Source organism: Chromobacterium phragmitis, from assembly GCF_003325475.1.
In the GTDB taxonomy this organism is placed as follows: Bacteria; Pseudomonadota; Gammaproteobacteria; order Burkholderiales; family Chromobacteriaceae; genus Chromobacterium; species Chromobacterium phragmitis.
This window is the reverse complement of the sequence record NZ_CP029495.1, coordinates 831,551-855,106: the sequence shown is the minus strand read 5'-3', so window position 1 is coordinate 855,106 and position 23,556 is coordinate 831,551. Positions and strand designations below refer to the sequence as shown.

Annotated in this window: 22 protein-coding genes; 21 read left to right on the top strand and 1 reads right to left on the bottom strand. The window is 65.9% G+C overall.

All coding sequences use genetic code 11. The features are described from left to right. From DK842_RS04250 to DK842_RS04160, 19 genes are all read left to right on the top strand, one after another. The gene (locus DK842_RS04250) at positions 1-933 is read left to right on the top strand and encodes an electron transfer flavoprotein subunit alpha/FixB family protein (protein WP_114060243.1); all 933 of its coding nucleotides are present in this window, start codon (positions 1-3) and stop codon (positions 931-933) included. A gap of 154 nt (positions 934-1,087) precedes the next feature. After that, positions 1,088-2,869 carry an acyl-CoA dehydrogenase gene (locus tag DK842_RS04245; protein WP_114060242.1) on the top strand — a complete coding sequence of 594 codons (1,782 nt, stop codon included), beginning with the start codon at positions 1,088-1,090 and terminating at the stop codon, positions 2,867-2,869. Positions 2,870-3,139: 270 nt separating this feature from the next. Continuing rightward, the gene (locus DK842_RS04240; protein ID WP_114060241.1) at positions 3,140-3,775 is read left to right on the top strand and encodes a type II secretion system protein N; all 636 of its coding nucleotides are present in this window, start codon (positions 3,140-3,142) and stop codon (positions 3,773-3,775) included. Positions 3,776-3,784: 9 nt separating this feature from the next. After that, positions 3,785-5,899 carry a type II secretion system secretin GspD gene (gene gspD / locus DK842_RS04235; protein WP_114060240.1) on the top strand — a complete coding sequence of 705 codons (2,115 nt, stop codon included), beginning with the start codon at positions 3,785-3,787 and terminating at the stop codon, positions 5,897-5,899. Beyond that, positions 5,896-7,356, top strand: a complete 1,461-nt coding sequence (gspE, locus tag DK842_RS04230) for a type II secretion system ATPase GspE (RefSeq protein WP_114060239.1) — start codon at positions 5,896-5,898, stop codon at positions 7,354-7,356. The genes gspD and gspE overlap by 4 nt, the downstream gene beginning before the upstream one ends. Then, positions 7,356-8,567 carry a type II secretion system inner membrane protein GspF gene (gene gspF / locus DK842_RS04225; protein WP_114060238.1) on the top strand — a complete coding sequence of 404 codons (1,212 nt, stop codon included), beginning with the start codon at positions 7,356-7,358 and terminating at the stop codon, positions 8,565-8,567. The genes gspE and gspF overlap by 1 nt, the downstream gene beginning before the upstream one ends. A gap of 85 nt (positions 8,568-8,652) precedes the next feature. Beyond that, the gene (gene gspG, locus DK842_RS04220) at positions 8,653-9,096 is read left to right on the top strand and encodes a type II secretion system major pseudopilin GspG (protein WP_114060237.1); all 444 of its coding nucleotides are present in this window, start codon (positions 8,653-8,655) and stop codon (positions 9,094-9,096) included. A gap of 21 nt (positions 9,097-9,117) precedes the next feature. Then, a complete protein-coding gene (locus tag DK842_RS04215) occupies positions 9,118-9,588 on the top strand; it encodes a prepilin-type N-terminal cleavage/methylation domain-containing protein (protein ID WP_232538659.1) in 471 nt (156 codons plus the stop codon). Next, complete coding sequence (gene gspI / locus DK842_RS04210) at positions 9,585-9,965, top strand: type II secretion system minor pseudopilin GspI (protein ID WP_114060235.1); 381 nt, start codon at positions 9,585-9,587, stop codon at positions 9,963-9,965. The genes DK842_RS04215 and gspI overlap by 4 nt, the downstream gene beginning before the upstream one ends. Further along, positions 9,962-10,546 carry a type II secretion system protein GspJ gene (locus DK842_RS04205; protein ID WP_114060234.1) on the top strand — a complete coding sequence of 195 codons (585 nt, stop codon included), beginning with the start codon at positions 9,962-9,964 and terminating at the stop codon, positions 10,544-10,546. The genes gspI and DK842_RS04205 overlap by 4 nt, the downstream gene beginning before the upstream one ends. After that, a complete protein-coding gene (gene gspK, locus DK842_RS04200; protein WP_168194813.1) occupies positions 10,543-11,532 on the top strand; it encodes a type II secretion system minor pseudopilin GspK in 990 nt (329 codons plus the stop codon). Before DK842_RS04205 ends, gspK begins: the two co-directional genes overlap by 4 nt. Beyond that, complete coding sequence (gspL, locus tag DK842_RS04195) at positions 11,489-12,679, top strand: type II secretion system protein GspL (RefSeq protein WP_114060232.1); 1,191 nt, start codon at positions 11,489-11,491, stop codon at positions 12,677-12,679. The genes gspK and gspL overlap by 44 nt, the downstream gene beginning before the upstream one ends. A gap of 2 nt (positions 12,680-12,681) precedes the next feature. Beyond that, positions 12,682-13,191 (top strand): type II secretion system protein GspM, encoded by a 510-nt coding sequence (gspM, locus tag DK842_RS04190; protein WP_114060231.1) that lies wholly within the window; start codon positions 12,682-12,684, stop codon positions 13,189-13,191. Then, entirely contained in the window at positions 13,188-13,937 is a 750-nt protein-coding gene (locus tag DK842_RS04185) for a type II secretion system protein N (RefSeq protein WP_114060230.1), read from the top strand. Before gspM ends, DK842_RS04185 begins: the two co-directional genes overlap by 4 nt. A gap of 201 nt (positions 13,938-14,138) precedes the next feature. Further along, a complete protein-coding gene (gene carA / locus DK842_RS04180) occupies positions 14,139-15,266 on the top strand; it encodes a glutamine-hydrolyzing carbamoyl-phosphate synthase small subunit (RefSeq protein WP_114060229.1) in 1,128 nt (375 codons plus the stop codon). A gap of 15 nt (positions 15,267-15,281) precedes the next feature. Further along, positions 15,282-15,932 (top strand): leucine efflux protein LeuE, encoded by a 651-nt coding sequence (gene leuE, locus DK842_RS04175; protein WP_114060228.1) that lies wholly within the window; start codon positions 15,282-15,284, stop codon positions 15,930-15,932. Between the two features lie 74 nt (positions 15,933-16,006). Then, positions 16,007-19,216 carry a carbamoyl-phosphate synthase large subunit gene (carB, locus tag DK842_RS04170; protein ID WP_114060227.1) on the top strand — a complete coding sequence of 1,070 codons (3,210 nt, stop codon included), beginning with the start codon at positions 16,007-16,009 and terminating at the stop codon, positions 19,214-19,216. Between the two features lie 141 nt (positions 19,217-19,357). After that, positions 19,358-19,834, top strand: a complete 477-nt coding sequence (gene greA, locus DK842_RS04165) for a transcription elongation factor GreA (protein WP_114060226.1) — start codon at positions 19,358-19,360, stop codon at positions 19,832-19,834. A gap of 21 nt (positions 19,835-19,855) precedes the next feature. Then, a complete protein-coding gene (locus DK842_RS04160) occupies positions 19,856-20,335 on the top strand; it encodes a DUF4149 domain-containing protein (RefSeq protein WP_232538587.1) in 480 nt (159 codons plus the stop codon). Between the two features lie 63 nt (positions 20,336-20,398). On the opposite strand, the gene DK842_RS04155 is transcribed toward DK842_RS04160, so the two are convergent. Continuing rightward, positions 20,399-20,719, bottom strand: a complete 321-nt coding sequence (locus tag DK842_RS04155; protein WP_114060225.1) for a YhbY family RNA-binding protein — start codon at positions 20,717-20,719, stop codon at positions 20,399-20,401. Positions 20,720-20,870: 151 nt separating this feature from the next. Here DK842_RS04155 and rlmE point away from each other — a divergent pair, with 151 nt between their 5' ends. Together rlmE and ftsH are read left to right on the top strand one after the other, a co-directional pair. Further along, positions 20,871-21,488 carry a 23S rRNA (uridine(2552)-2'-O)-methyltransferase RlmE gene (gene rlmE / locus DK842_RS04150; RefSeq protein ID WP_114060224.1) on the top strand — a complete coding sequence of 206 codons (618 nt, stop codon included), beginning with the start codon at positions 20,871-20,873 and terminating at the stop codon, positions 21,486-21,488. Positions 21,489-21,569: 81 nt separating this feature from the next. Then, positions 21,570-23,489: an ATP-dependent zinc metalloprotease FtsH gene (ftsH, locus tag DK842_RS04145; RefSeq protein WP_114060223.1), complete on the top strand. Its 1,920-nt coding sequence runs from the start codon at positions 21,570-21,572 to the stop codon at positions 23,487-23,489. The last annotated feature ends 67 nt before the right edge of the window (positions 23,490-23,556 follow it).

Sequence of the window (23,556 nt, the reverse complement as noted above, 5' to 3'; positions counted from 1 at the left end):
ATGGCCATTCTCGTTATCGCTGAACACGACAACCAGGGCCTGAAAGCAGGCACCCTGAACACCATCACTGCCGCCGCCAAGCTGGGCGAGGTGCACGTGCTGGTGGCCGGCCACGACGCCGCCGCCGCCGCCGACGCCGCCAAGAGCGTGGCCGGCGTGGCCAAGGTGCTGCTGGCTGACGCCGCCCACTACGCCCACGGCCTGGCCGAGAGCCTGTCCGCGCTGGTCGTCGGCCTGGCCAAGGGTTACAGCCACGTGCTGGCTCCGGCCACTTCCTTCGGCAAGAACCTACTGCCGCGCGTGGCGGCCTTGCTGGACGTGGCCCAGATTTCCGAAATCACCGCCATCGAATCGGCCGACACCTTCGTGCGTCCGATTTACGCTGGCAACGTGATGGCCACCGTGCAGTCGTCCGATCCGATCAAGGTGATCACCGTGCGCGCCACCGCCTTCGACGCGGCCGGCCAGGGCGGTTCCGCCGCCGTGGAAACCATCTCCGCCGGCGCGGACAGCCAATTGTCCGCCTTCGTCGGCCAGGAGCTGACCAAGTCCGACCGCCCGGAGCTGGGTTCGGCCAAGGTGATCGTGTCCGGCGGCCGCGCATTGGGTTCGGAAGAGCAGTTCAAGGCCGTGATCGGCCCGCTGGCCGACAAGCTCACCGCCGCCATCGGCGCTTCCCGCGCCGCGGTGGACGCCGGCTACGCGCCGAACGACTACCAGGTCGGCCAGACCGGCAAGGTGGTGGCGCCGCAGCTGTACATCGCCGTCGGCATTTCCGGCGCGATCCAGCACCTGGCGGGCATGAAGGACTCCAAGGTGATCGTCGCCATCAACAAGGACGAAGAGGCGCCGATCTTCCAGGTGGCCGATTACGGCATCGTCGGCGACTTGTTCGCCGTGGTGCCGGAACTGGTGGCCGAACTGTCGAAGTAAGCGCCAGCCGGGGGCGCGGCCGCAAGCGCCCCCGACCGAGCAGGCAGCATAGCCGCCGGAACACACAACAGCAGCCGGCGCCCAAGCATGAGCGCCGGTTTTTTCATGGCCCGCGCGCCGCGGGCCTACGCGAGAGAAGCAGAGGAGAAGCGCGATGATTTATCACGCACCAATCAAGGACATCCGTTTTGCGTTGAACGAACTGGCCGAGCTGCCGTCGATCTGCGGCCTGCCCGGATACGGAGAATGCTCGGTGGAGTTGGCCGACGCGGTGCTGGAGGAGGCCGCCAAGTTCGCAGAGGGCGTGCTGGCACCGATCAACAAGCAAGGCGACCAGGGCGCCAAGTGGAAGGACGGTGAAGTGGCCGCCGCGCCAGGTTTCAAGGACGCCTGGGGGCAATACGTCGAGTCCGGCTGGGTGGGCCTGCGCGCGCCGGAGGCATATGGCGGCCAGGGCATGCCGGCGTTGTTGGCGGCCGCGGTGGAGGAAATGTGGTGCGCGTCCAATCTGGCCTTCTCTTTGGCGCCGCTGCTGACGCTGGGCGCGATCGAAGCCATCCACCATCACGCGTCCGACGAGTTGAAGGACATTTACCTGCCGATGATGGCCAGCGGCCAATGGACCGGCACCATGAACCTGACCGAGCCGCAAGCCGGCTCCGATCTGGCTCAGGTGCGCTCCAAGGCCGTGCCGGCGGCGGACGGCAGCTACCGCATCAGCGGCCAGAAGATCTTCATCACCTGGGGCGAGCACGACATGGCCGAGAACATCGTCCACTTGGTGCTGGCCCGTCTGCCGGACGCGCCGGCCGGGGTGAAGGGCATCTCGCTGTTCATCGTGCCCAAGTTCCTGGTGGGCGCCGACGGCGCGCTGGGCGCGCGCAACGACGTGCGCTGCGTGTCGCTGGAACACAAGCTGGGCATACACGGCAGCCCCACCGCGGTGATGAGCTTCGGCGACGGCGACGGCGCCGTGGGCTACCTGGTGGGCGAGCCGAACAAGGGCCTCAACTACATGTTCACCATGATGAACCACGCCCGGCTGGGCGTGGGCATCGAGGGCGTGGCGGTATCCGAACGCGCCTACCAGAAGGCTGTGGAGTACGCGCGCGAGCGGGTGCAGAGCCGCGCTGTCGGCTCGCCCGATCCGGCCGGCGTGGCCATCATCCGGCACCCGGACGTGCGCCGCATGCTGATGACCATGCGCGCCCAGATCGAAGCGCAGCGCGCGTTGACCTTCTATGCCGCAGCGGCGCTGGACCGCGCCGCGCGCCATCCGGTGGCGGACGAGGCCGCCCGCAACCAGGCATTGCTGAACTTCCTGATTCCCATCGTCAAGGGCTGGAACACCGAGCAGGCCAACGAGATCACCAGCCTGGCGATCCAGGTCCACGGCGGCATGGGTTATATCGAGGAGACCGGCGTCGCCCAGTACTATCGCGACGCGCGCATCACCGCGATTTACGAGGGCACCACCGGCATCCAGGCACTGGACCTGATCGGCCGCAAGACCGCGCTGGATCACGGCGTCACCGCGCGCGCGCTGTTGGCCGAGGCGCAATCCGCCGTCGCCAAGCTGCAGGCGGCCGGTTTCGACAGCATCGCCGGCAATCTGGCGGCCGCCGTGGCCGACGCCGAGCGCTGCGTGGCCTTCATTCTGGAAACCTTCGGCAGCCAGCCGCAATTGGCCGCAGCCGGCTCGGTGCCGTTCCTGAAGCTGATGGGCATCGTGCTGGGGGGCTGGCAGTTGGGCCGCGCCGCCCTGATCGCCAAGGACAAGTTGCAGGAGGCCGATGCGGACGCCGATTTCCTCAATGCCAAAATCGTCACCGCGCGTTTCTTCGCCGAGCACCTGCTGCCGCAGGTTTCCGGCCTTGCCGCGGCCATCCTGGGCGGAGCCGACAGCGCGCTGGCGCTTGACGACTATCAGTTCTGAACGGGTTTGTTGGACTTCCGGACGCCGCGAGTTTGTCGCGGCGTTTTTTATGCGAAAATGCCGAAAGTTTGCATTTTCCCAGTAAGAATCGCTAAGCGATATGAGGCGGGAATCAATGGGCTGGCGGTTCTGGCGTAAATATTAACGATGACTAAATTTTTATCTGTCATCAAATATTCGAACGAGCTATTGCAAAATCGTCCCCTTGCTGCTTAATCTAGCGTGCCGACAGGGGCGGTTGATCAGCATCATTCACAATACGGGAAGCCGATGGGTTCAGGGGACAAGACAATCACGCGCCGGAGGCTGGATTTCAGCCGTTGGCGCTTGCCGGGCCGGCAGTGGCACAAGGCCTTGCCCGTCCTGGCGTTGGGGCTGACCGCGTATTGGCTGGGCCAGCAGGCGAGCGCGCTGCTCGCGCCGTCCGCGGGCGCTTATCGCGATCTGGCGCCGGCTCAGCCGCAGGCCGCCGCCGCAGCCGCCGCGCAGGGCCATTGGTTCGGCGAGGCCCCGCAGCAGGCGATGGCGGCGCCGCCGCCGGTCCGCTTGCTCGGTGTGTACGCGCCCAGCCGCGAAGGCGTGCAAGGCTTCGCCATCATAGACAGCAACGGCCATCCCGAGCCGCTGCTGCAAGGCAAGCAGACGCCGGATGGCTGGGAGCTGGTCAAGGTGGCGCCCAACGGCATCACGCTGCGCTCCGGCGGCAACGAACAGTTCGTCCCCCTGCAGCAGGGCGGGGGCGGCGCGCAGACCGGCGGCGACATGCCGCAATCGCTGCCGCAGCCGTCTCCGGCGATGCCGCCGGCCCAGCCCATGCCAGGCGCCATGCCGGTGCCGGTGCCGGGCCAAGTGCCCGATGCCCAGCCTCAACCCGCGGTGGATCCCGCCGCGATGATTCGCCAATAAGAGAGTGCAATGCGAATTTCCAAACTCGTCGCCGCCCTGGCCTTGGTTTACAGCTGCAACCTGCTCGCCGCGCCGCAAAACGATACGGTCATGCTCAACTTCGTCAACGCCGACATCGAAACGGTGGTCAAGGCGATAGGCGAGATCAGCGGCAAGAACTTCATCATCGATCCGCGGGTGAAGGGCACGGTCAATATCGTCTCCAGCCGTCCGGTGCCGCGCTCGCTGTCCTATCAGGTGCTGCTGTCGTCCTTGCGGTTGCAGGGTTTCTCCGCGGTGGAGGGCAACGGCGTGATCAAGATCGTGCCGGAGGCGGACGCCAAGCTGCACGCCAAGGCCAGCAAGAGCATCCCGCGCGGCGACGGCGACCGGCTGATCACCAAGGTGTTCGCGTTGAAAAACAGCAACGCCAACCAACTGGTGCCAGTGATCCGGCCGCTGGTCTCTCCCAACAATACGGTGGCCGCCTATCCGCAGTCCAATGCGCTGATCGTCACCGACTACGCCGACAACATCCAGCGCATCGAGTCCATCATCGAATCGGTGGAGTCCGCCGCCGCCGGCGACACGGTGGTGATCCCGGTGCTGTTCGGCTCGGCGGTGGAACTGGCCAACAGCCTGAACAAGCTGATGCAGGAAGGCGGCGCCGACGGCGGCAAGACCACCATCCTGGCCGATGCGCGCGCCAACGTGCTGTTGGTGCGCGCCGACACGCCGGGCAAAATAGGCAAGGTCAAGAGCCTGCTCAAGGTGTTGGACCAACCCAGCCAGGCCGGCTCCAATGTGCGGGTGGTGTATCTGAAGAACGCGCAGGCGGCGGATGTGGCCAAGACCCTGCGTGCCTTGCTGGCGGGAGAGGGCAGCCCGGTGCAGGGACGCAGCACGCTGAGCAACGCGTCTTCCAGCGGCGGCAGCGCCAATCTGATGGCCAATGTCAGCAGCGGCTCCTCCGCCGGCGGCGCCGCTTCCGCGCAGAATCCGGCCGCGGCGGCCGACAACGGCTCGGCCGCCGCGGCCTCGTCGTCATCGTCCTCTCCGTCCGGAGCGGGATACGGCGCGATGATACAGGCGGACAGCAATAGCAACGCGCTGATCCTGAACGTGCCTGACCCGATGTACCAGAATCTGCGCAATGTGATCGATCTGCTGGATCGTCGGCGGGCTCAGGTTTACGTGGAAGCGCTGGTGATGGAAGTGTCGGCCAGCCGGGCGACCAAGATAGGCGTGCAGTGGTCGGCCAATTTCGGCTCCAACGGCTTTGTCGGCAACAGCTTTCCCAAGGCGCCGTCCATCATAGGCAAAACCGACGCGACCAATCCGACCCCGCTGAATTCGTTGGTCAACAGCCTCACCGGCGGCGGGCTGACCGCGGGCATCATCAACAACATCACCGTCGGCGGCGTGCAGATTCCCACCTTGGGCTTGCTGGCCCAGGCGCTGGAGGAAGAGGCGCAGGGCAATCTGGTGGCCAGCCCGCAGCTGGTGACCATGGACAACGAAAAAGCCAAGATCGTGATCGGCCAGGAAGTGGGCGTGATCAGCGCCACTTATCCGTCCGGCACCAGCGGCAGCTCGAACGCGCCTTACAGCACCTATGACCGGAAGACCGTGGGCTTCGGCCTTGAGATCACGCCGCAGATTTCCGAGGGCGGCACCATCCGGATGAAAATCAGCCAGGCGGCGGACTCCATCGACCCGCAGACGGTGACCAACGCCTCCGGCCCCACCTTCAACCGCCGCACGCTGGACACCGTGGTGACAGTCAATGACGGCGGCCTGGTGGCTTTGGGCGGCCTGACGCAGCAGAGCACCGGCAATACCGAGAACAAGGTGCCGCTGCTGGGCGACATTCCCATACTGGGCAACCTGTTCAAGTACCAGGAAAAAACCCGCGACAAGAAGAATCTGATGATCTTCATCCGTCCGACCATCATCCGCGACGAGATCGGCAACCGCGCGGTGGCCGGCGAACGCTACAACTACGTGATGGGAGATGTGATCAAGAGCAGCAACAGCAAGCTGTCTCTGGATCCCAACGCGTTGATCAAGGAGTTGCCGCAAAACAGCATCCGCGGCGCGCTGGACGCGCTGCAGAGCGGCGGCAAGCCCAAGGCCGAGCAATGATGCAAGCCAAGTTCTCCACGCTGCTGCCCTTTCCCTTCGCCCGCGCCAACGGGGTCATCCTGCTGGATGGGGAGGCCGGCCGCGTGCTGCTGCTGCGCGAGGACGCCAAACCCGCGGCCTGGGGCGAGGCGCTGCGCCTGCACGGCGGCGGGCTGTCGGGCGTAGAGACGCTGACGGCCTCACAGTTCGAGAAGCGCCTGTCCGAGCACTACGCCAGCCGCGACGGCGCGGCGGCGGAGATGGTGGACGACATCGGCCAGGATCTGGATTTGAACCAGATGGTGGAATCCTTGCCGACGGTGGAGGACCTGCTGGAGAGCGAGGGCGACGCTCCCATCATCCGCATGATCAACGCCTTGCTGACCCAGGCGCTGCGCGACGGCGCGTCGGACATCCACATCGAGGCCTTCGAAGACCGCTCCACCGTGCGCTTCCGCCTGGACGGCACGCTGCGCGACGTGGTCAGTCCGCATCGCGCGCTGCACGCGGCGATGGTGTCGCGGATCAAGATCATGGCCAACCTCGACATCGCCGAGAAGCGCATTCCGCAGGACGGCCGCATCTCGCTGCGGCTGGGCGGCCGGCCGGTGGACGTGCGGGTGTCGACGCTGCCCACCAGCCACGGCGAGCGGGTGGTGCTGCGCCTCTTGGACAAAGAAAACGCCAAGCTCGACCTGGCGACGCTGGGCATGGCCGCCGACACGCTGGCCTCGGTGGACAAGCTGATCCGCCAGCCGCACGGCATTCTGCTGGTCACCGGTCCCACCGGTTCCGGCAAGACCACCACGCTGTACGCCGCGCTGTCGCGGCTGGACGCCAACCACACCAACATCATGACGGTGGAGGACCCGGTGGAGTACCACCTGGACGGCGTCGGCCAGACCCAGGTCAACGCCCGCATCGACATGACTTTCGCCAAGGCGCTGCGCGCCATCCTGCGCCAGGATCCGGACGTGGTGATGATAGGCGAGATCCGCGACCTGGAAACCGCGCAGATCGCGGTGCAGGCGTCCTTGACCGGCCACCTGGTGCTGGCCACGCTGCACACCAACGACGCCGCCAGCGCAGTGACCCGGCTGACCGACATGGGCGTCGAGCCCTTCCTGCTGGCTTCCAGCCTGCTGGGCGTGATGGCGCAGCGGCTGGTGCGCCGCGTCTGCCCGCAATGCAAGGCGCCGCACCCGGTGCCGCTGGAGGATGATCCCAAAGCCATCCATTACCGGCCGGTGGGTTGCCCGGCCTGCGGCCAGTCCGGCTACAAGGGCCGTTACGGCATCTATGAGCTGATGCTGATCGACGATGCCATGCAGCGGCTGATCCACGACCGCGCGTCCGAACACCGGCTGCGCGACCACGCCGCCCGCCACGGCATGCGCAGCCTGCGCGACGACGGCCTGCGTTGGGTCAAGGCCGGCGAGACCAGCCTGGAAGAAATCCTGCGGGTGACGAGGAGCTGATGGCGGCCTTCAAGTACACCGCCTACGACGCGGCGGGCAAGGAGCAGAGCGGCCTGCTGGAGGCCGACTCCGCCCGCGCCGCGCGCGGGCAGCTCAGGGAGCGCGGCCTGCTGCCGGTGACGGTGGACAGCGTCAACGCCAAGACCGGCGGCGCCGGCAGCAATGTTTTGCGCCGCGGCTTGCCGCGCGCCGAGCTGGTGATGATCACCGAACAGCTGTCGACGCTGCTCAACGCCGGCCTGACCCTGGAGAAGGCGCTGACCGCCGTCACCGAGCAATCGGAAAACGCGCGCAGCCGCACCGTGCTGGCCGCGCTGCGCAGCGACATCCTGGAAGGAAAGAGCTTCGCCCAGGCATTGTCGGCCGCGCCCGGCGTGTTTTCGCCCCTGTATCGCTCGCTGGTGCAGGCCGGCGAGCAGTCCGGCCATCTCGACATGGTGATGTCGCGGCTGGCGGAGTATCTGGACAAGCGGCAGAACACCCAGCAGAAAGTGACGCTGGCGCTGGCCTATCCGGCGGTGGTGACGCTGGTGGCCATCCTGGTGGTGGCCGGCCTGATGAGCTACGTGGTGCCGCAGGTGGTCAGCGTGTTCGCCCAGACCAAGCAGACGCTGCCTTTTCTCACCCGCGCGCTGGTGGCCTGCAGCGATTTCCTGCGCCAGTGGGGCGTGGCGTTGCTGATCTCCATCGTCGCTGCGGTTTGCCTGATCGTCCGCGCGCTGCGCGCGCCGGCGCTGAAGCGGCGCTTCCACGCCCGGGTGCTGAAGCTGCCGGTGTTCGGCCGCTTGTTCCGCGCCCTCAATACCGCGCGCATGGCCAGCACGCTGTCCATCCTGGTCGGCGCCGGCGTGCCCTTGCTGACCGCGCTGGAGACGGCGCGCGGCCTGATGACCATGCTGCCGATGCAGGACGCGGTGGCCGACGCGATGGCCAAGGTGCGCGAGGGCGTGTCGCTGTCGCGCGCGCTGAACGCCAGCCGGCAGTTTCCGCCGGTGCTGATCCATCTGATCTCCAGCGGCGAGGCCAGCGGCACGCTGTCCCACATGCTGGACCGCGCCGCCCAGCAGCAGGAGCAGGAGGTGGAGCGCAAGCTGGCCACCTTCACCACGCTGATGGAGCCGCTGCTGATTCTGGTAATGGGCGGCATGGTGCTGCTGATCGTGCTGGCCATCATGATGCCCATCATCGACATGAACCAGATGGTGCATTGACGGTCCCGTCATCAGAGACCGCATCCCGATTACCCATTGAAGCAACCCGGCGGCGCGCCCGCCGGACACGAAAGACGGAGATACGATGAAACAGCTCAAACACGCCGCCCAACGCGGCTTCACCCTGATCGAAATCATGGTGGTGATCGTCATTCTCGGCGTGCTGGCCGCGCTGGTGGTGCCCAAGGTGATGAGCCGACCGGACGAGGCGCGCATCGTCGCCGCCAAGCAGGACATCGGCGCGATCAGCCAGGCGCTGAAGCTGTACCGGCTGGACAACGGCCGCTATCCGAGCACCGACCAGGGCCTGTCCGCCCTGGTGCAGAAGCCTGCCGCCGCGCCGGAGCCCAAGAACTGGAAGCCGGGCGGCTACCTGGAACGCCTGCCCAAGGATCCGTGGGGCAACGCCTACCAGTACGCCAATCCGGGCACGCACGGCGAAATCGACATCTGGAGCTTCGGCGCCGACGGCGAGCCGGGCGGCGAGGCCAACGACGCCGACATCGGCAACTGGGACAGCGGCAAGTAAGCCGGAGCGTTCGACTTGAGCATGGCGGCGCGCGCGCGCGGCTTCACGCTGATCGAGGTGATGGTGGTGATGCTGATCATCGGCGTGCTCGCCACCACGGTCACCCTCAGCCTGCGGCCTGACACCCATCGTCAGCTGAACGACGAGGGCTACCGCTTCGCGCGCGTGCTGGAACAGGCCGGCGATCTGGCCGAAATGGGCGACACGCTGGCGTTGAGCTGGAGCGGCAAGGGCTACGCCTTCAGCCGGCTGGACGACGAAGGCGAATGGCAGCCGGTGACCGAAGAGTTGCTGGCCGCGCATCAATGGCCGGACGGCATTTCGGGCGAGGGCGCGCTGCTGGACGGCCAGCCGTGGAAGGAAGGCGGGCCGCTGCTTTTGTGGCAGGACGGCCGAGCGGCCGCGCTGGCGCTGAAGCTGGACGGCGCGGGCCGGCGGCTGACGGTGTTGCAATCGCCGCTGGGCCGCGTGACGGTGGCGGACGGCTCATGAAGCGGCAGCAAGGCTTCACCTTGTTCGAGGTGCTGGTCGCGCTCGCCATCATCGCGGTGGCGCTGGGCGCGCTGTTGCGCGCCACCGGCCTCGCCGCCGACAACGCCGCCGGCATGGAGTTGCGGATGCAGGCCAACTGGGAGGCGCAGAATCAGATCGCGCTGCTGCAGGCGCTGCGCCAGTTTCCGGAGCCGGGCAAGGAGGCGGGGGAGAGCAAGGAGGACGGCATCGAGTGGCGCTGGGAGCGCGAAATCTCCGGCACCCCCAATCCCAATTTCCGCAAGGTGGCGGTGCGCATCCTGGCCCCGGGCGCCGGCCATTACGTGCTGGCCGAAGTCACCGGCTATCTGCGGCAGCAGCCGGGAGGCGGCGGGTGAGCGCGCGCCGGCAGGGCGGCATGACGCTGCTGGAGATCCTGGTGGCGATGAGCCTGTTGGCCATCCTGTCGGTGATGGGCTACAAGGCGTTCGGCTCGTTGCTGATCGCGCGCGAGAGGCTGATGCAGACCGGCGAGCAATGGGTGGACGTGGCGCGGGCCTTCCGCCGGCTGGAAAGCGACCTGTCCGGCCTGCAGCCGCCGGCCAACGCCGCCGACCAGCAGCAGGGTTTGACGCTGGGCGCCAGCAGCCTGGTGCTGCAGCCGGACGGCAAGGGCCAGTCGCTGATGCTGGAAATGGTTTCCGCCCGTTATCCGGGCGGGATGGAGCGCATCGTCTACCAGAGCGGCGCCGGCGGCGTCAGTTGGTCGGCGGGCGCGGCCGGCCAGGGCTCGCCCATCGCCTATGCGCTGTTGGGAGCCGGCATGCGCGCGGACTGGCGGGTGCTGCTCAACGACGGCAGCTGGCAAACGGCGTGGCCGATGGGCGACGCGGCCCAGGGGCGCGTGCCGCGGGCGCTGGAAATGCGGGTGATGATGCCGGGCAAACAGCAGGCGAGGCGGATATGGGTGTTGCCATGAGGCGGCGGCAATCCGGCATGGCCGTGATCATGGCGCTGCTGATTGTGGCGCTGGCCACCACCGCGGCCAGCCTGGTGTTGTGGCAGCAAGGCTTGTGGTGGCATCAACTGGAAAACGACAAGAGCCGGGCCCAGCTGAGGCTGGTGGCCGACGCCGGCCTGGGCTGGGCGATGGAAATCTTGCGCTTCAACAACGGGCCGGCCGGCAACGGCGTGGTGGCGCTGTCCCAGTTGTGGGCGCAGCCCTTGCCGCAGACCGAGGCGCAGGGAGTGAAGGTGAGCGGCGCGTTGAGCGATCTGCAGGGGCGATTCAACATCAACTCGCTGGTGATGAATGGCCAAACCAATGTCAAGCAGCTGAAATTCTACAAGCGGCTGCTGAGTTCGCTGAGCCTGCCCACTACCCTGTCCGAACCGCTGCTGAAAGAGCTGCGCGGCGGCAAGGAGGAAGACGACAAGCCATCCGGCGACGGGGCCGCCGCGGCGCCGCAGCCCAACCGGCCGCTGCCACGGGTGGAGATGCTGCGCTGGCTGCCCGGCTATACGCCGGAGGTGATGGAAAAGCTGTCGCCGCACATCGCCGCGCTGCCGCCGTCGGTGACGCAGATCAACGTCAATACCGCGACCGACGGCGTGCTGAAGGCGCTGCTGCCCGGCATGGGAGACGGCAATCTGCTGGTGTTGATGAAGCAGCGGCAGACCAATTACTTCAAGGACGCCAATGATTTCAAGGCGAGGCTGCCGGGCGGCGGCTTTGTGTTTCCGGACGTGGACATCGGCGCCGCGTCCAGCTATTTCCTGCTCAACAGCCGGGCCAGCTACGACAAGGCCAGGCTGTCGATGCGGGCGATGATCTACAGCAATCAAAACGTCGTCAAATTGGTTTGGCGGCAAGAAGGCAACGACGGCCGCGGCCAGCAGGCGCGGTCCGGTGGAGACAAACATGACGACGCTGCGACTCTATCTGCGTCCCGGCTGGCCCGATAGCGAGCCGGGCCTGCCCTGGGCGCTGCTGAACGCCCGCGGCGAGCTCTCCGCCCAGGGCGACAGCGCGCCGGGCGGCTGGCCCAAGGCCGATCAATGCGAATTGGTGCTGCCCGCCGGGCGCACGCTGTTCGCCGAAGTGAAACTGCCGGACGCGGTCAAGCAGCCGACGCCGGCGGTGGTGGGCTTCGCGCTGGAGGAGAGCTTGGCCAACGATCCCGGCGCCAATCTCTACGCGCTGGGCGACGCCTTGCCGGGCGGCCGGCGCGCGGTGGCCGCCACCGAGTCGGCCGGGCTGCGCCGCGCGGTGGCGATGCTCAAGACGCTGGGCCGGCTGTGCGACCGCATCGTGCCGGAAGAATGCCTGCTGCCGGCGCCGCCGCTCGACGGCTGGAGCGTGACTAGGCTGGCGGACCGCTGGCTGGTGCGCGCCGCTTCGCCGTACGCGGCCAGTTTGCCGCGCGGCGGCGCGCAGATTGAACAGGCGTTGTTCGCCTCGCTGCTGGCGGCCGGCGCGCCGGCGCGGCTGAGCGTGTGCGGGGCCGACAGCGCGGAAGAAGTGACCGGGCGCCTGGCTGGCTGGCAGGGCGAGGCTGTCCGCGGCGAGGCGCACGACTGGCGCAGCGGCCGCCGCCAGGGCGGCTACGATTTCGCCCAGGGCGATCTGGCCGCCAACCGCTACTGGCGCGATTGGGCGCCGTCGCTGAAGAAGACCGGCTGGCTGCTGGGCAGCCTGCTGGCCGCGCAAATCGCGCTGACGCTGGGCCAGTCAGCTTGGTTCGCGTGGCAGAAGCACAGCCTGTCGCAGCAAATCCGAGCGGCGGCGACGCCTTGGATTGGCGGCCAGGCGCAGCCGGGCAGCAGCGCGCTGGCGATGACGCGCGCGGTGGACAGGTTGAGGCTGAGCCATGGCCAGCCGGCGCGCGACGACCTGGTGGAGTTGATGGGCGCGCTGGCTTCGGCCAGCGGGCGCGAACTGCAGGCGCGCGCGCTGGAGTACGAGGCCGGCAGGCTCAAGCTGCAGGTGAACGAGGTGCCGGCGGAAAGCCTGGCGCGCTGGCGCAAGCTGCTGGCTGCGCGGCAGATCATGCTGGAGGCGACGAGCAGCCAGCCGGGCAGCAAGCAACTGGTGGTGGCTCGGGAGCCGTGACGATGAAAGCCTACAAACAGCAATTCCTCGAATATTGGAGCCATCGCAGCCCGCGCGAACAGCGCTTGCTGGCTGCGATGGCCGCGGTGCTGGGCGCGGCGCTGCTCTACCTGGCTATCTGGGAGCCGGCGGACAAGTCGCTGCAACGCAACCGCGCGTCGGTCGCGCGGCTGCAGGCGGAGCTGGGCGCGGTGAGCGCGCTGGCCGACGAGGCCGCCAGGCTCAAGCGCCAGCCGGCGCAAACGCCGCTGCCGGCCAAGGAACTGATTCCGCTGCTGCAGCAGACGGCCAAGAGCCAGGGTTTGCCCATCGCCGCGCTGCAATTCAATCCGGAGGGCGAGTCCGGCGTGGCGATGGAGGGCGTGGTCGGTTTCGACGACTGGGTGCGCTTCGTCGGCGTGCTGGCCGCGCAGCAGCAGGTGCGGGTGGTCAACGTCAAGGCGGAGGCGCAGCCGGTGCCGGGACAGGTGAAGATCAAGGCGTTGCTGGCGCACGCGGGGGCGGCGGCATGAGGCGAAGAATATTGAAATGGCTGAGCCTGGCTGCGTTGTTGTTGGCGGGGTTGCTGTCGTCGCTGCCGGCCAGCTGGCTGTCCTGGCCGGTGTCGCGCTACAGCGATGGACACTGGGGAGTGGCCGACGCGCGAGGCACGGTGTGGGACGGCGGCGCCAAGCTGGTGTATCTGGGGCCGGCCGGCGAGGTGCAGAGCATGAGTCCGCTGGCGTGGAAATGGCAACCCAAGGGGCTGTTGTCTGGCTTGCTGGTCTGGCATCTGGACAGCGCCGGCCAGCCCGGCATGCTGCAGCTGGGCTTCTCCAAGCAGGAAGTGAGGGGACTCGCGCTGTCGTTGCCGGTGGCCGCCTTGGCCAATCTGTCCAAGACCTGGCAAGCGGCCAGGCTGGGCGGGGAGCTGCAGCTGAACATTCCGCAGCTGGCGCGCCAGGGCAAGGAAATCAGCGGAGCGTTGCAGGTCGCCTGGCGCGGGGCGTCATCGCCGCTGACCACGGCGCTGCCCTTCGGCAGTTATCAGCTGGACGTGGCGGGCGCGGCCCAGGGCATGAGCTTGACACTGTCCACGCTGGAAGGGCCGTTGCTGATCAACGGCCAGGGCGCGTTGCCGGCCGGGGGGGCATTTCATATGGAGGGCAGCGCCGAGAGTCCGCCGGACAAGTACGATGCGTTGAAGCCGCTGATGCTGATGCTGGGCCAGCCGGCGGGGCCAGCCAGCGTCCACTGGCAGCTGAAGCCGGGCGCGTGAGGATTTTCTGAAAAACGCCGCGTGTCGTATTGTGCGAGTGCAAAAAACGCGGTACTATAGAAAGGTTTAACCAACGGGACAGGCGCGGCGCGTCGTGTCCCGTTATTCACATCAGAATTTTGAAAATCCCTTGGTGTAAAACGAAACCGGCCGCTGCCGGTTTTTGTGTAAGCGCCGAGGCAAAGCAACAGGAGCCAGCCAGTGTCAATCCTCCCCGCAATCCTTGTCTTGGCTGACGGCACGCTTTTCAAAGGTAGTGCTATCGGTGCCGCCGGCCACACGGTCGGCGAGGTGGTATTCAATACCGCCATCACCGGTTACCAGGAAATCCTCACGGACCCTTCCTATACCAGGCAGATCGTCACTCTCACTTACCCGCACATCGGCAATGTCGGCGCGAATTCGGAAGACACCGAATCCCGCGCCGTTTTTGCATCCGGCCTGATCATTCGCGATCTGCCGCTGCTGCACAGCAACTTCCGCGCCGAAGATTCGCTGTCCGATTACCTGAAGAAGCACAATGTCGTCGCCATCGCCGACATCGACACCCGCAAGCTGACGCGCATCCTGCGCGAGAAGGGCGCCCAGGCCGGCTGCATCATGGCCGGCGACATCGACGAGGCCAAGGCCTTGGAGCTGGCGCGCGGCTTCGGCTCCATGGCCGGCCAAGACCTGGCCAAGGTGGTCAGCTGCCAGAAGCCCTACGCCTGGACCGAGAAGCAATGGAAGCTGGGCGCAGGCTATCAGATCCAGGCTTCCACCCGCTTCCACGTGGTGGCCTACGATTTCGGCGTCAAGCACAACATCCTGCGCATGCTGGCCGAACGCGGCTGCCAGCTGACCGTGGTGCCGGCCCAAACCCCGGCCGCAGACGTGCTGGCGATGAATCCGCACGGCGTATTCCTGTCCAACGGCCCCGGTGATCCGGAGCCGTGCGATTACGCGATTGCCGCGATCCGCGGCATCCTGGAGAGCAAGCTGCCGGTATTCGGCATCTGCCTGGGCCACCAGCTGCTGGGCCTGGCTTCCGGCGCCCGGACTTCCAAGATGAAGTTCGGCCACCACGGCGCCAACCACCCGGTGCAGGATCTGGATTCCGGCCGCGTGATGATCACCAGCCAGAACCACGGCTTTCAGGTGGATGAGACCAGCTTGCCGGCCAACGTCCGCGTCACCCACCGCTCGCTGTTCGACGGCACGGTGCAGGGCATCGCGCTGACCGACCGCCCGGCCTTCTCCTTCCAGGGCCACCCGGAAGCGAGTCCGGGACCGGAGGACGTCGCCTACCTGTTCGACCGCTTCATCGCGGCGATGGCGGAACGGAAGTAAGGGCGGAATAGCGATATGTTGGGCATTACCGACCTTACCACCTACCTGATCGGCACCATCATCGTGATCATGCTGCCGGGGCCCAATGCCATGTATGTGCTGTCGGTGGCGGCGCAGCGCGGCAAGCGCGCGGGCTTCGCCGCGGCGGGCGGCGTGGTCAGCGGCGACTTCATCCTGATGACGCTGGCGGCCACCGGCGCGGCCGGCCTGCTGCAGGCCAACCCGGCGCTGTTCGCGGTGGTCAAGTACATCGGCGGCGGCTACCTCGCCTGGCTGGGCATCAATATGCTGAAGTCGGGCATCGTCGCCTGGCGCCGCGCGCGCCGCGGCGAGGCGTCGCCGGCGGCCGCGTCGGCGCTGTCCGGCGGCCATCCGTACCGCAAGGCGCTGCTGATCAGCCTGATGAACCCGAAGGCCATCTTGTTCTTCGTGTCCTTCTTCGTGCAGTTCGTCGATCCAGCTTACCCGCATCCGGCAGTGACCTTCGTGGCGCTGGGCGCCATCGTGCAGGGCTGCAGCATCGCCAATCTGTCGATGCTGATCCTGCTGGGCGACAAGCTGGCAGCAGCCTTCCGTCGCCGCCGCAAGCTTACGGCGGCGCTGGGCGGATCGGTGGGCGCGGTCTTCGTCGGATTCGGCGCCAAGCTGGCCGCGGCCAGCCTGTAAGGCCATATTGAATACGCCGCGCCGCCGGGGAGGGGGCGCGGCCCGAGAATACAAGTCATCAAAGAGTAGAAGCCATGCCAAAGCGTACCGACATCAAAAGCATTCTGATCATTGGCGCCGGCCCGATCGTCATCGGCCAAGCCTGCGAGTTCGACTACTCCGGCGCCCAGGCCTGCAAGGCGCTGCGCGAGGAGGGCTACAAAGTCATCCTGGTCAACTCCAATCCGGCCACCATCATGACCGACCCGGACATGGCCGACGTCACCTATATCGAGCCCATCAGCTGGCCGGTGGTGGAAAAGATCATCGCCAAGGAGCGTCCGGACGCCATTCTGCCGACCATGGGCGGCCAGACCGCGCTGAACTGCGCGCTGGACCTGGCCAAGCACGGCGTCCTCGAAAAATATAAAGTCGAGCTGATCGGCGCCACCGAAGACGCCATCGACAAGGCCGAGGACCGCGGCCGTTTCAAGGAGGCGATGGCCAAGATCGGCCTGTCCTGCCCGCTGTCCTTCGTCTGCCACACCATGGAAGAGTCGCTGGAGGCGCAGACCAAGGTCGGCTTCCCGACGCTGATCCGCCCGTCCTTCACCATGGGCGGCTCCGGCGGCGGCATCGCCTACAACAAGGAAGAATTCCTGGCGATCTGCGAGCGCGGTTTCGAAGCTTCCCCCACCCATGAGCTGCTGATCGAGCAATCGGTGCTGGGCTGGAAGGAATACGAGATGGAAGTCGTTCGCGACAAGAACGACAACTGCATCATCATCTGCTCCATCGAAAACTTCGATCCGATGGGCGTGCACACCGGCGACTCCATCACCGTGGCCCCGGCGCAGACCTTGACCGACAAGGAATACCAGATCATGCGCAACGCCTCCTTGGCGGTGCTGCGCGAGATCGGCGTGGATACCGGCGGCTCCAATGTGCAGTTCGCCACCAATCCGGCCACCGGCGAGATGATTGTCATCGAAATGAACCCGCGCGTGTCGCGTTCGTCAGCGCTGGCGTCCAAGGCCACCGGCTTCCCGATCGCCAAGATCGCCGCCAAGCTGGCGGTCGGCTTCACGCTGGACGAACTGAAGAACGACATCACCGGCGGCGCCACCCCGGCCTCGTTCGAGCCGTCCATCGACTACGTGGTCACCAAGATTCCGCGCTTCGCCTTCGAGAAATTCCCGCAGGCCGACGACCGCCTGACCACCCAGATGAAATCGGTGGGCGAGGTGATGGCCATGGGCCGCACGCTGCAGGAATCGATGCAGAAGGCGCTGCGCGGCCTGGAAACCGGCCTGTCCGGCTTCGACTCGGTCACGACTGACGAAGCCGCCATCCGCCACGAACTGGGGGCGCCGGGACCGGAGCGCATCCTGTACGTGGCCGACGCCTTCCGCATCGGCATGAGCCGCGACGACATCCACGCAGTGAGCAAGATCGATCACTGGTTCCTGGCCCAGATCGAAGACATCGTCGGCGAAGAAAAAGCGCTGGCCGGCCGCAAGGTCGAGGAGATGGAATACAGCGAATTGCGCCGCTTGAAGCGCAAGGGCTTCTCCGACCGCCGCCTGGGCGAGCTGCTCTCCACCGACCAGGCCGCCGTGCGCGCCAAGCGCTGGAGCCTGAAGCTGCATCCGGTGTACAAGCGTGTGGACACCTGCGCCGCCGAGTTCGCCACCAATACTGCTTACATGTACTCCAGCTACGAGGAGGAGTGCGAGTCCAATCCGTCCGACCGCAAGAAGGTGATGGTGCTGGGCGGCGGGCCGAACCGCATCGGCCAGGGCATCGAGTTCGACTACTGCTGCGTGCACGCGGCTTTGAGCCTGCGCGAATCCGGCTTCGAGACCATCATGGTCAACTGCAACCCGGAAACCGTGTCCACCGACTACGACACTTCGGACCGTCTGTATTTCGAGCCGCTGACGCTGGAGGACGTGCTGGAAATCTGCCGCATCGAGAAGCCGTTCGGCGTGATCGTGCAGTACGGCGGCCAGACCCCGCTGAAGCTGGCGCGCGCGCTGGAAGCCAACGGCGTGCCCATCATCGGCACCTCGCCGGACATGATCGACGCCGCCGAGGACCGCGAGCGTTTCCAGAAGCTGCTGAACGAGCTGGGTCTGAAGCAGCCGCCGAACCGCACCGCGCGCGCGCCGGCCGAGGCGATGAAGCTGGCCGAGGAAATCGGCTACCCGCTGGTGGTGCGCCCGTCCTACGTGCTGGGCGGCCGCGCGATGGAAATCGTCCATGAGCCGGCCGATCTGGAACGCTATATGCGCGAGGCGGTCAAGGTATCCAACGACAGCCCGGTGCTGCTGGACCGCTTCCTCAATGACGCCATCGAAGTGGACGTCGACTGCGTGTCCGACGGCGAGCAAGTGGTGATCGGCGGCATCATGCAGCACGTGGAGCAGGCCGGCGTCCACTCCGGCGACTCCGCCTGCTCCCTGCCGGCCTACAGCCTGTTCCCGGCCATGCAGGATGAGATCCGCCGCCAGACTGTAGCCATGGCCCGCGCGCTGAACGTGGTGGGCCTGATGAATGTGCAGTTCGCCATTCAGGGCGAGACCATCTACGTGCTGGAAGTGAATCCGCGCGCCTCGCGCACCGTGCCCTTCGTCTCCAAGGTGACCTCGGCGCCGCTGGCCAAGATCGCCGCCCGCGCCATGGCCGGCATCAGCCTGGCCGAGCAGGGCTTCACCAAGGAAGTGATTCCGCCGTTCTACGCGGTGAAGGAAGCCGTGTTCCCCTTCATCAAGTTCCCGGGCGTGGACACCATTCTGGGGCCGGAAATGAAGTCCACCGGCGAGGTGATGGGCGTGGGCAAGACCTTCGCCGAAGCCTACGTCAAGGCGCAGCTGGGCGCGGGCGACCGCCTGCCCAAGACCGGCAAGGTGTTCCTGTCGGTGCGCGACGGCGACAAGAACGGCGCGGTGGACGTGGCGCGCGAATTGCAGCGCCTGGGCTTCGGCGTCTGCTGCACCCGCGGCACCGCCAAGCATCTGGCCGACGCCGGCCTGATCGTGCAGGTGGTGAACAAGGTGAACGAAGGCCGCCCGCACATCGTCGACATGATCAAGAACGGCGAAGTGGATCTGGTGATCAATACCGTGGACGAGAAGCGCACCGCGATCCAGGACAGCCACTCCATCCGCCGCTCCGCGTTGCAGGCGCGCGTGCCGCAGTACACCACCTTGTCCGCCGCCAAGGCGGTGTGCGTGGGCATGAGCCACGCCGAGGCCTTCGATGTGTACAGTGTGCAGCAGCTGCATGCGCAGATCGCCGGCTGAGCAGGGAGATCATCGGTAGGCTTTGATGCGGAAGCGATTTGCCGTTACAATTCCGCTCAAACCCGCTTGCCCAAGCCGCCGTCCTGTACGGCGGCTTGTGCTTTTGATGAAGGCGGACAACCGCCCGTGGAGAATACTGTAATGATCAAAGTCCCGTTGACTGTACGCGGCGCCGAGCTTCTGAAGGAAGAACTGCAACGTCTGAAGAGCGTGGAGCGTCCGTCGGTGATCGAGGCGATCGCCGAGGCTCGTTCCCATGGCGACCTGTCGGAAAACGCCGAGTACGACGCCGCCAAGGAGCGTCAGGCGTTTGTCGAAGGCCGCATCGCCGAGCTGGAAGGCAAGCTGTCCAACGCCGTGATCATCAATCCGGTGGAGCTCAACGCCGATGGCCGCGTGGTGTTCGGCGCCACCGTCGACCTGATGGATCTGGAAACCGAAGAGAGCGTCACCTATCAGATCGTCGGCGACGATGAGGCCGACATCAAGGTGTGCAAGGTGTCGGTGAATTCGCCGATATCGCGCGCGCTGATCGGCAAGGAAGCCGGCGACGTGGCGGAGGTAGTGGCCCCGGGCGGCATCCGCGAGTACGAAGTGCTCGACGTCAAGTACATCTGATACGAATCCAAACCGCGCGCGATGCATCCCATCGCGCGTTTTTCCGTGCTGCGTCTGTTGCTGGAGGGAGAGATGGACGGCTTGCGTGCTATTGCCAAGACCTTCTGGATTGGCGGTTTGTGGGTGATCGGCCTGATCGTGGCGCCGGTGCTGTTCAAGTCGCTGGACGCGGTGACTGCCGGCATGGTGGCGGGGCGGCTGTTCTCGGCCATCGCCTGGGTGGGGCTGGTGTGCGGGGTGTTCCTGCTGGTGGACCAGGTATGGCGCAATGGCGTGGCGGGCTTGAAGCAGGGCGGCTTCTGGCTGATCGTCGGCATGCTGGCCTGCACGCTGATCAACCAGTTCGGCGTGGCGCCCATCATCGTCACCTTGAAGCAGCAGATGAACCACGCGGCGGAGGGGCTGTTCGGGGGCGGCTTCGCCACCTGGCACGCGATCTCCAGCCTGATCTATCTGGTTCAGAGCCTGCTTGGCCTGTTCTACCTCTGGCGCGGAGAATAAGCCGGACACGAAAAAGCGGTGGCTGGGCCACCGCTTTTTTCATCCGCCGGGCGGGAGGAGGGGTCAGTCCTTCATCGCCTGCTTGTTCTTCGGCAGCGTGATGCGCGCCTTGTCGCTGGGGCGCCACAGCACCAAGAGCTTGCCGATGTGTTGCACCGGCGCGCAGCCCAGTTCGTCGCAGATTTGCTCGAACATGGCCACGCGGGCGTCGCGGTCGTCGCCCAGCACGCGCACCTTGATCAGTTCGTGGGCGTCCAGGCTGATGGCGATTTCGCGCACCACGGCTTCGGTCAGGCCGTTGTTGCCTATCATCACCACCGGGTCGATGCCGTGCGCCAGACCCTGCAGGTACTTGCGCTGAAACGGCTTGAGTTCAATTTTCATGGAAATACGGAATTCAAAGCAAAACGCGATTCTACTAGAATTTGCCCCTCGCCCCCAAATTTGGCCCCGAATTAACCGAAAAACAACAGGATAGCGTCTGGAGCGCCCCGCATCGGCTATCCTGAGCATTGACACGATAGAAAGCGCCGAGATGGCTAGAAGCAAGAGCAGCAACAACTGGTTGCAGGAACACGTCAACGATCAATATGTGCACATGGCGCAAAAGGATGGCTACCGCGCCCGCGCCGCTTACAAACTGCTGGAAATCAACGACAAGGACAAGCTGATCCGCCCCGGCACCGTGCTGGCCGATCTGGGCTCCACGCCGGGCAGCTGGTCGCAGGTGGCGGCGCGCATCGTCGGCGACGCTGGCAAGGTGTTCGCGCTGGACATCCTGCCGATGGACCCGGTTCCGGGCGTGGACTTCATTCAGGGCGACTTCCGCGAGGAGGAGGTTTTGCGCGAGTTCGAGCAATTATTGGGCGGCCGCGCGCTTGATCTTGTAATTTCCGACATGGCGCCCAATATGTCAGGGATGAGCGCCATCGACCAGGCCAGGAGTTTCCTGCTATGCGAGCTGGCGCTGGATTTCGCGCGCGATCATTTGAAACCTGGGGGACATTTTCTCGTCAAAGTGTTCCAGGGCAGCGATTTCCAGTCCTACCTCAAGGCCATGCGCGAGCTGTTCGAAGAGGTGGTGACGCGCAAGCCCAAGGCGTCGCGCGACCGCTCCAGCGAAATCTACTTGCTGGGCAAGGGTCGCCGCTGACATAAAAGGGCGCGCAGCGTACAATCGTAGCCATTCAAAACAAGCAACCAAAAAGTCAGGGCACACAGGAGTCCGCTACTCGTGAACAATATCGGCAAAAACATCGCCATCTGGGTGATCATCGGCTTGGTGCTGATGACGGTGTTCAATCAGTTCAACAAACGACAGGACACCCAGAACCAGCTCGAATACTCGCAGTTCGTCAGCGATGTCGAGTCGGGCAAAGTGCAATCCCTGACCATAGAAGGACATCCGCTGCGCGGCCAGTGGCTGAAGGGCAAACTGACCGACGGCACGGCGTTCTCCACTTTCGCGCCGTACGACCCGCAACTGATCGAAGACCTGATCAAGAACAACGTTCGCTTCTCCGCCAAGCCGGAGGAAGAACCGTCCATGCTGATGAGCATCTTCATCAGCTGGTTCCCGATGCTGCTTTTGATCGGCGTATGGGTGTTCTTCATGCGCCAGATGCAGGGCGGCGGCAAGGGCGGCGCGTTCTCGTTCGGCAAGAGCAAGGCGCGCATGCTGGACCAGGATGCCAATACCGTGGTGTTCGCCGACGTGGCCGGCTGCGACGAGGCCAAGGAAGAGGTGAAGGAGATCGTCGACTACCTGCGCGACCCTTCCCGCTACCAGAGCCTGGGCGGCCGCATCCCGCGCGGCATCCTGCTGGCCGGCTCTCCCGGCACCGGCAAGACGCTGTTGGCCAAGGCCATCGCCGGCGAGGCCAAGGTGCCGTTCTTCAGCATCTCCGGCTCCGACTTCGTCGAAATGTTCGTCGGCGTGGGCGCGGCCCGCGTGCGCGACATGTTCGAGCAGGCCAAGAAAAACTCGCCGTGCATCATCTTCATCGATGAAATCGACGCGGTCGGCCGCCAGCGCGGCGCGGGTCTCGGCGGCGGCAACGACGAGCGCGAGCAGACGCTGAACCAGTTGCTGGTGGAAATGGACGGTTTCGACACCAATTCCACGGTGATCGTGATCGCCGCCACCAACCGTCCGGACGTGCTGGACCCGGCGCTGCAGCGTCCGGGCCGCTTCGACCGCCAGGTGATCGTACCGCTGCCGGACATCCGCGGCCGCGAGCAGATCCTGAACGTCCACATGCGCAAGGTGCCGATCGCGGCCGACGTCAACGCCGACGTGATCGCGCGCGGCACGCCGGGTTTCTCCGGCGCCGATCTCGCCAACCTGATCAACGAGGCCGCCTTGTTCGCCGCCCGCCGCAACAAGCGCCTGGTGGACATGGAGGATCTGGAATCCGCCAAGGACAAGATCATGATGGGCGCCGAGCGCCGCAGCATGGTGATGACCGAGGAAGAGAAGCGCAATACCGCTTACCACGAGTCCGGCCACGCGGTCGTCGCCAAGCTGCTGCCGAAGTCCGACCCGGTGCACAAGGTCACCATCATCCCGCGCGGCCGCGCGCTGGGCGTGACCATGCAGTTGCCGGAGCAGGACCGTTTCGCCTACGACCGCGGCTACCTGATGGACCGCCTGGCCATCCTGTTCGGCGGCCGCATCGCGGAAGAGCTGTTCATGAATCAGATGACCACCGGCGCCAGCAACGACTTCGAGCGCGCGACGCAGATGGCGCGCGACATGGTGACCCGCTACGGCATGTCGGACAAGCTTGGGCCGATGGTGTACGGCGAGAACGAGGGCGAAGTCTTCCTCGGCCGCTCGATCACCACCCACAAGAACCTGTCCGAGGCGACGCTGCAGCAGGTCGACGCCGAAATCCGCCGCATCATCGACGAGCAGTACGCGCTGGCGCGCCGCCTGCTGGAAGAGAATCGCGACAAAGTGGAGGCGATGACCGCCGCGCTGCTGGAATACGAAACCATCGACGCCGAGCAGATCAACGACATCATGGACGGCAAACCGCCGCGTCCGCCCAAGCCGGGCTCAGGCTTCGCCGCCAAGGCGGAAGACAAGCCGGCAGAGCCGGAAGAGCCGGCGGCTTCGTCGGCCACCTCCGATCCGGCCCAGGAGGTCTGATCCATCCCGTAGTCCTCGACCGGGCAAGCCTTCGCGGGCTTGCCCGGTTTTGCATTCCGCTTCTCGG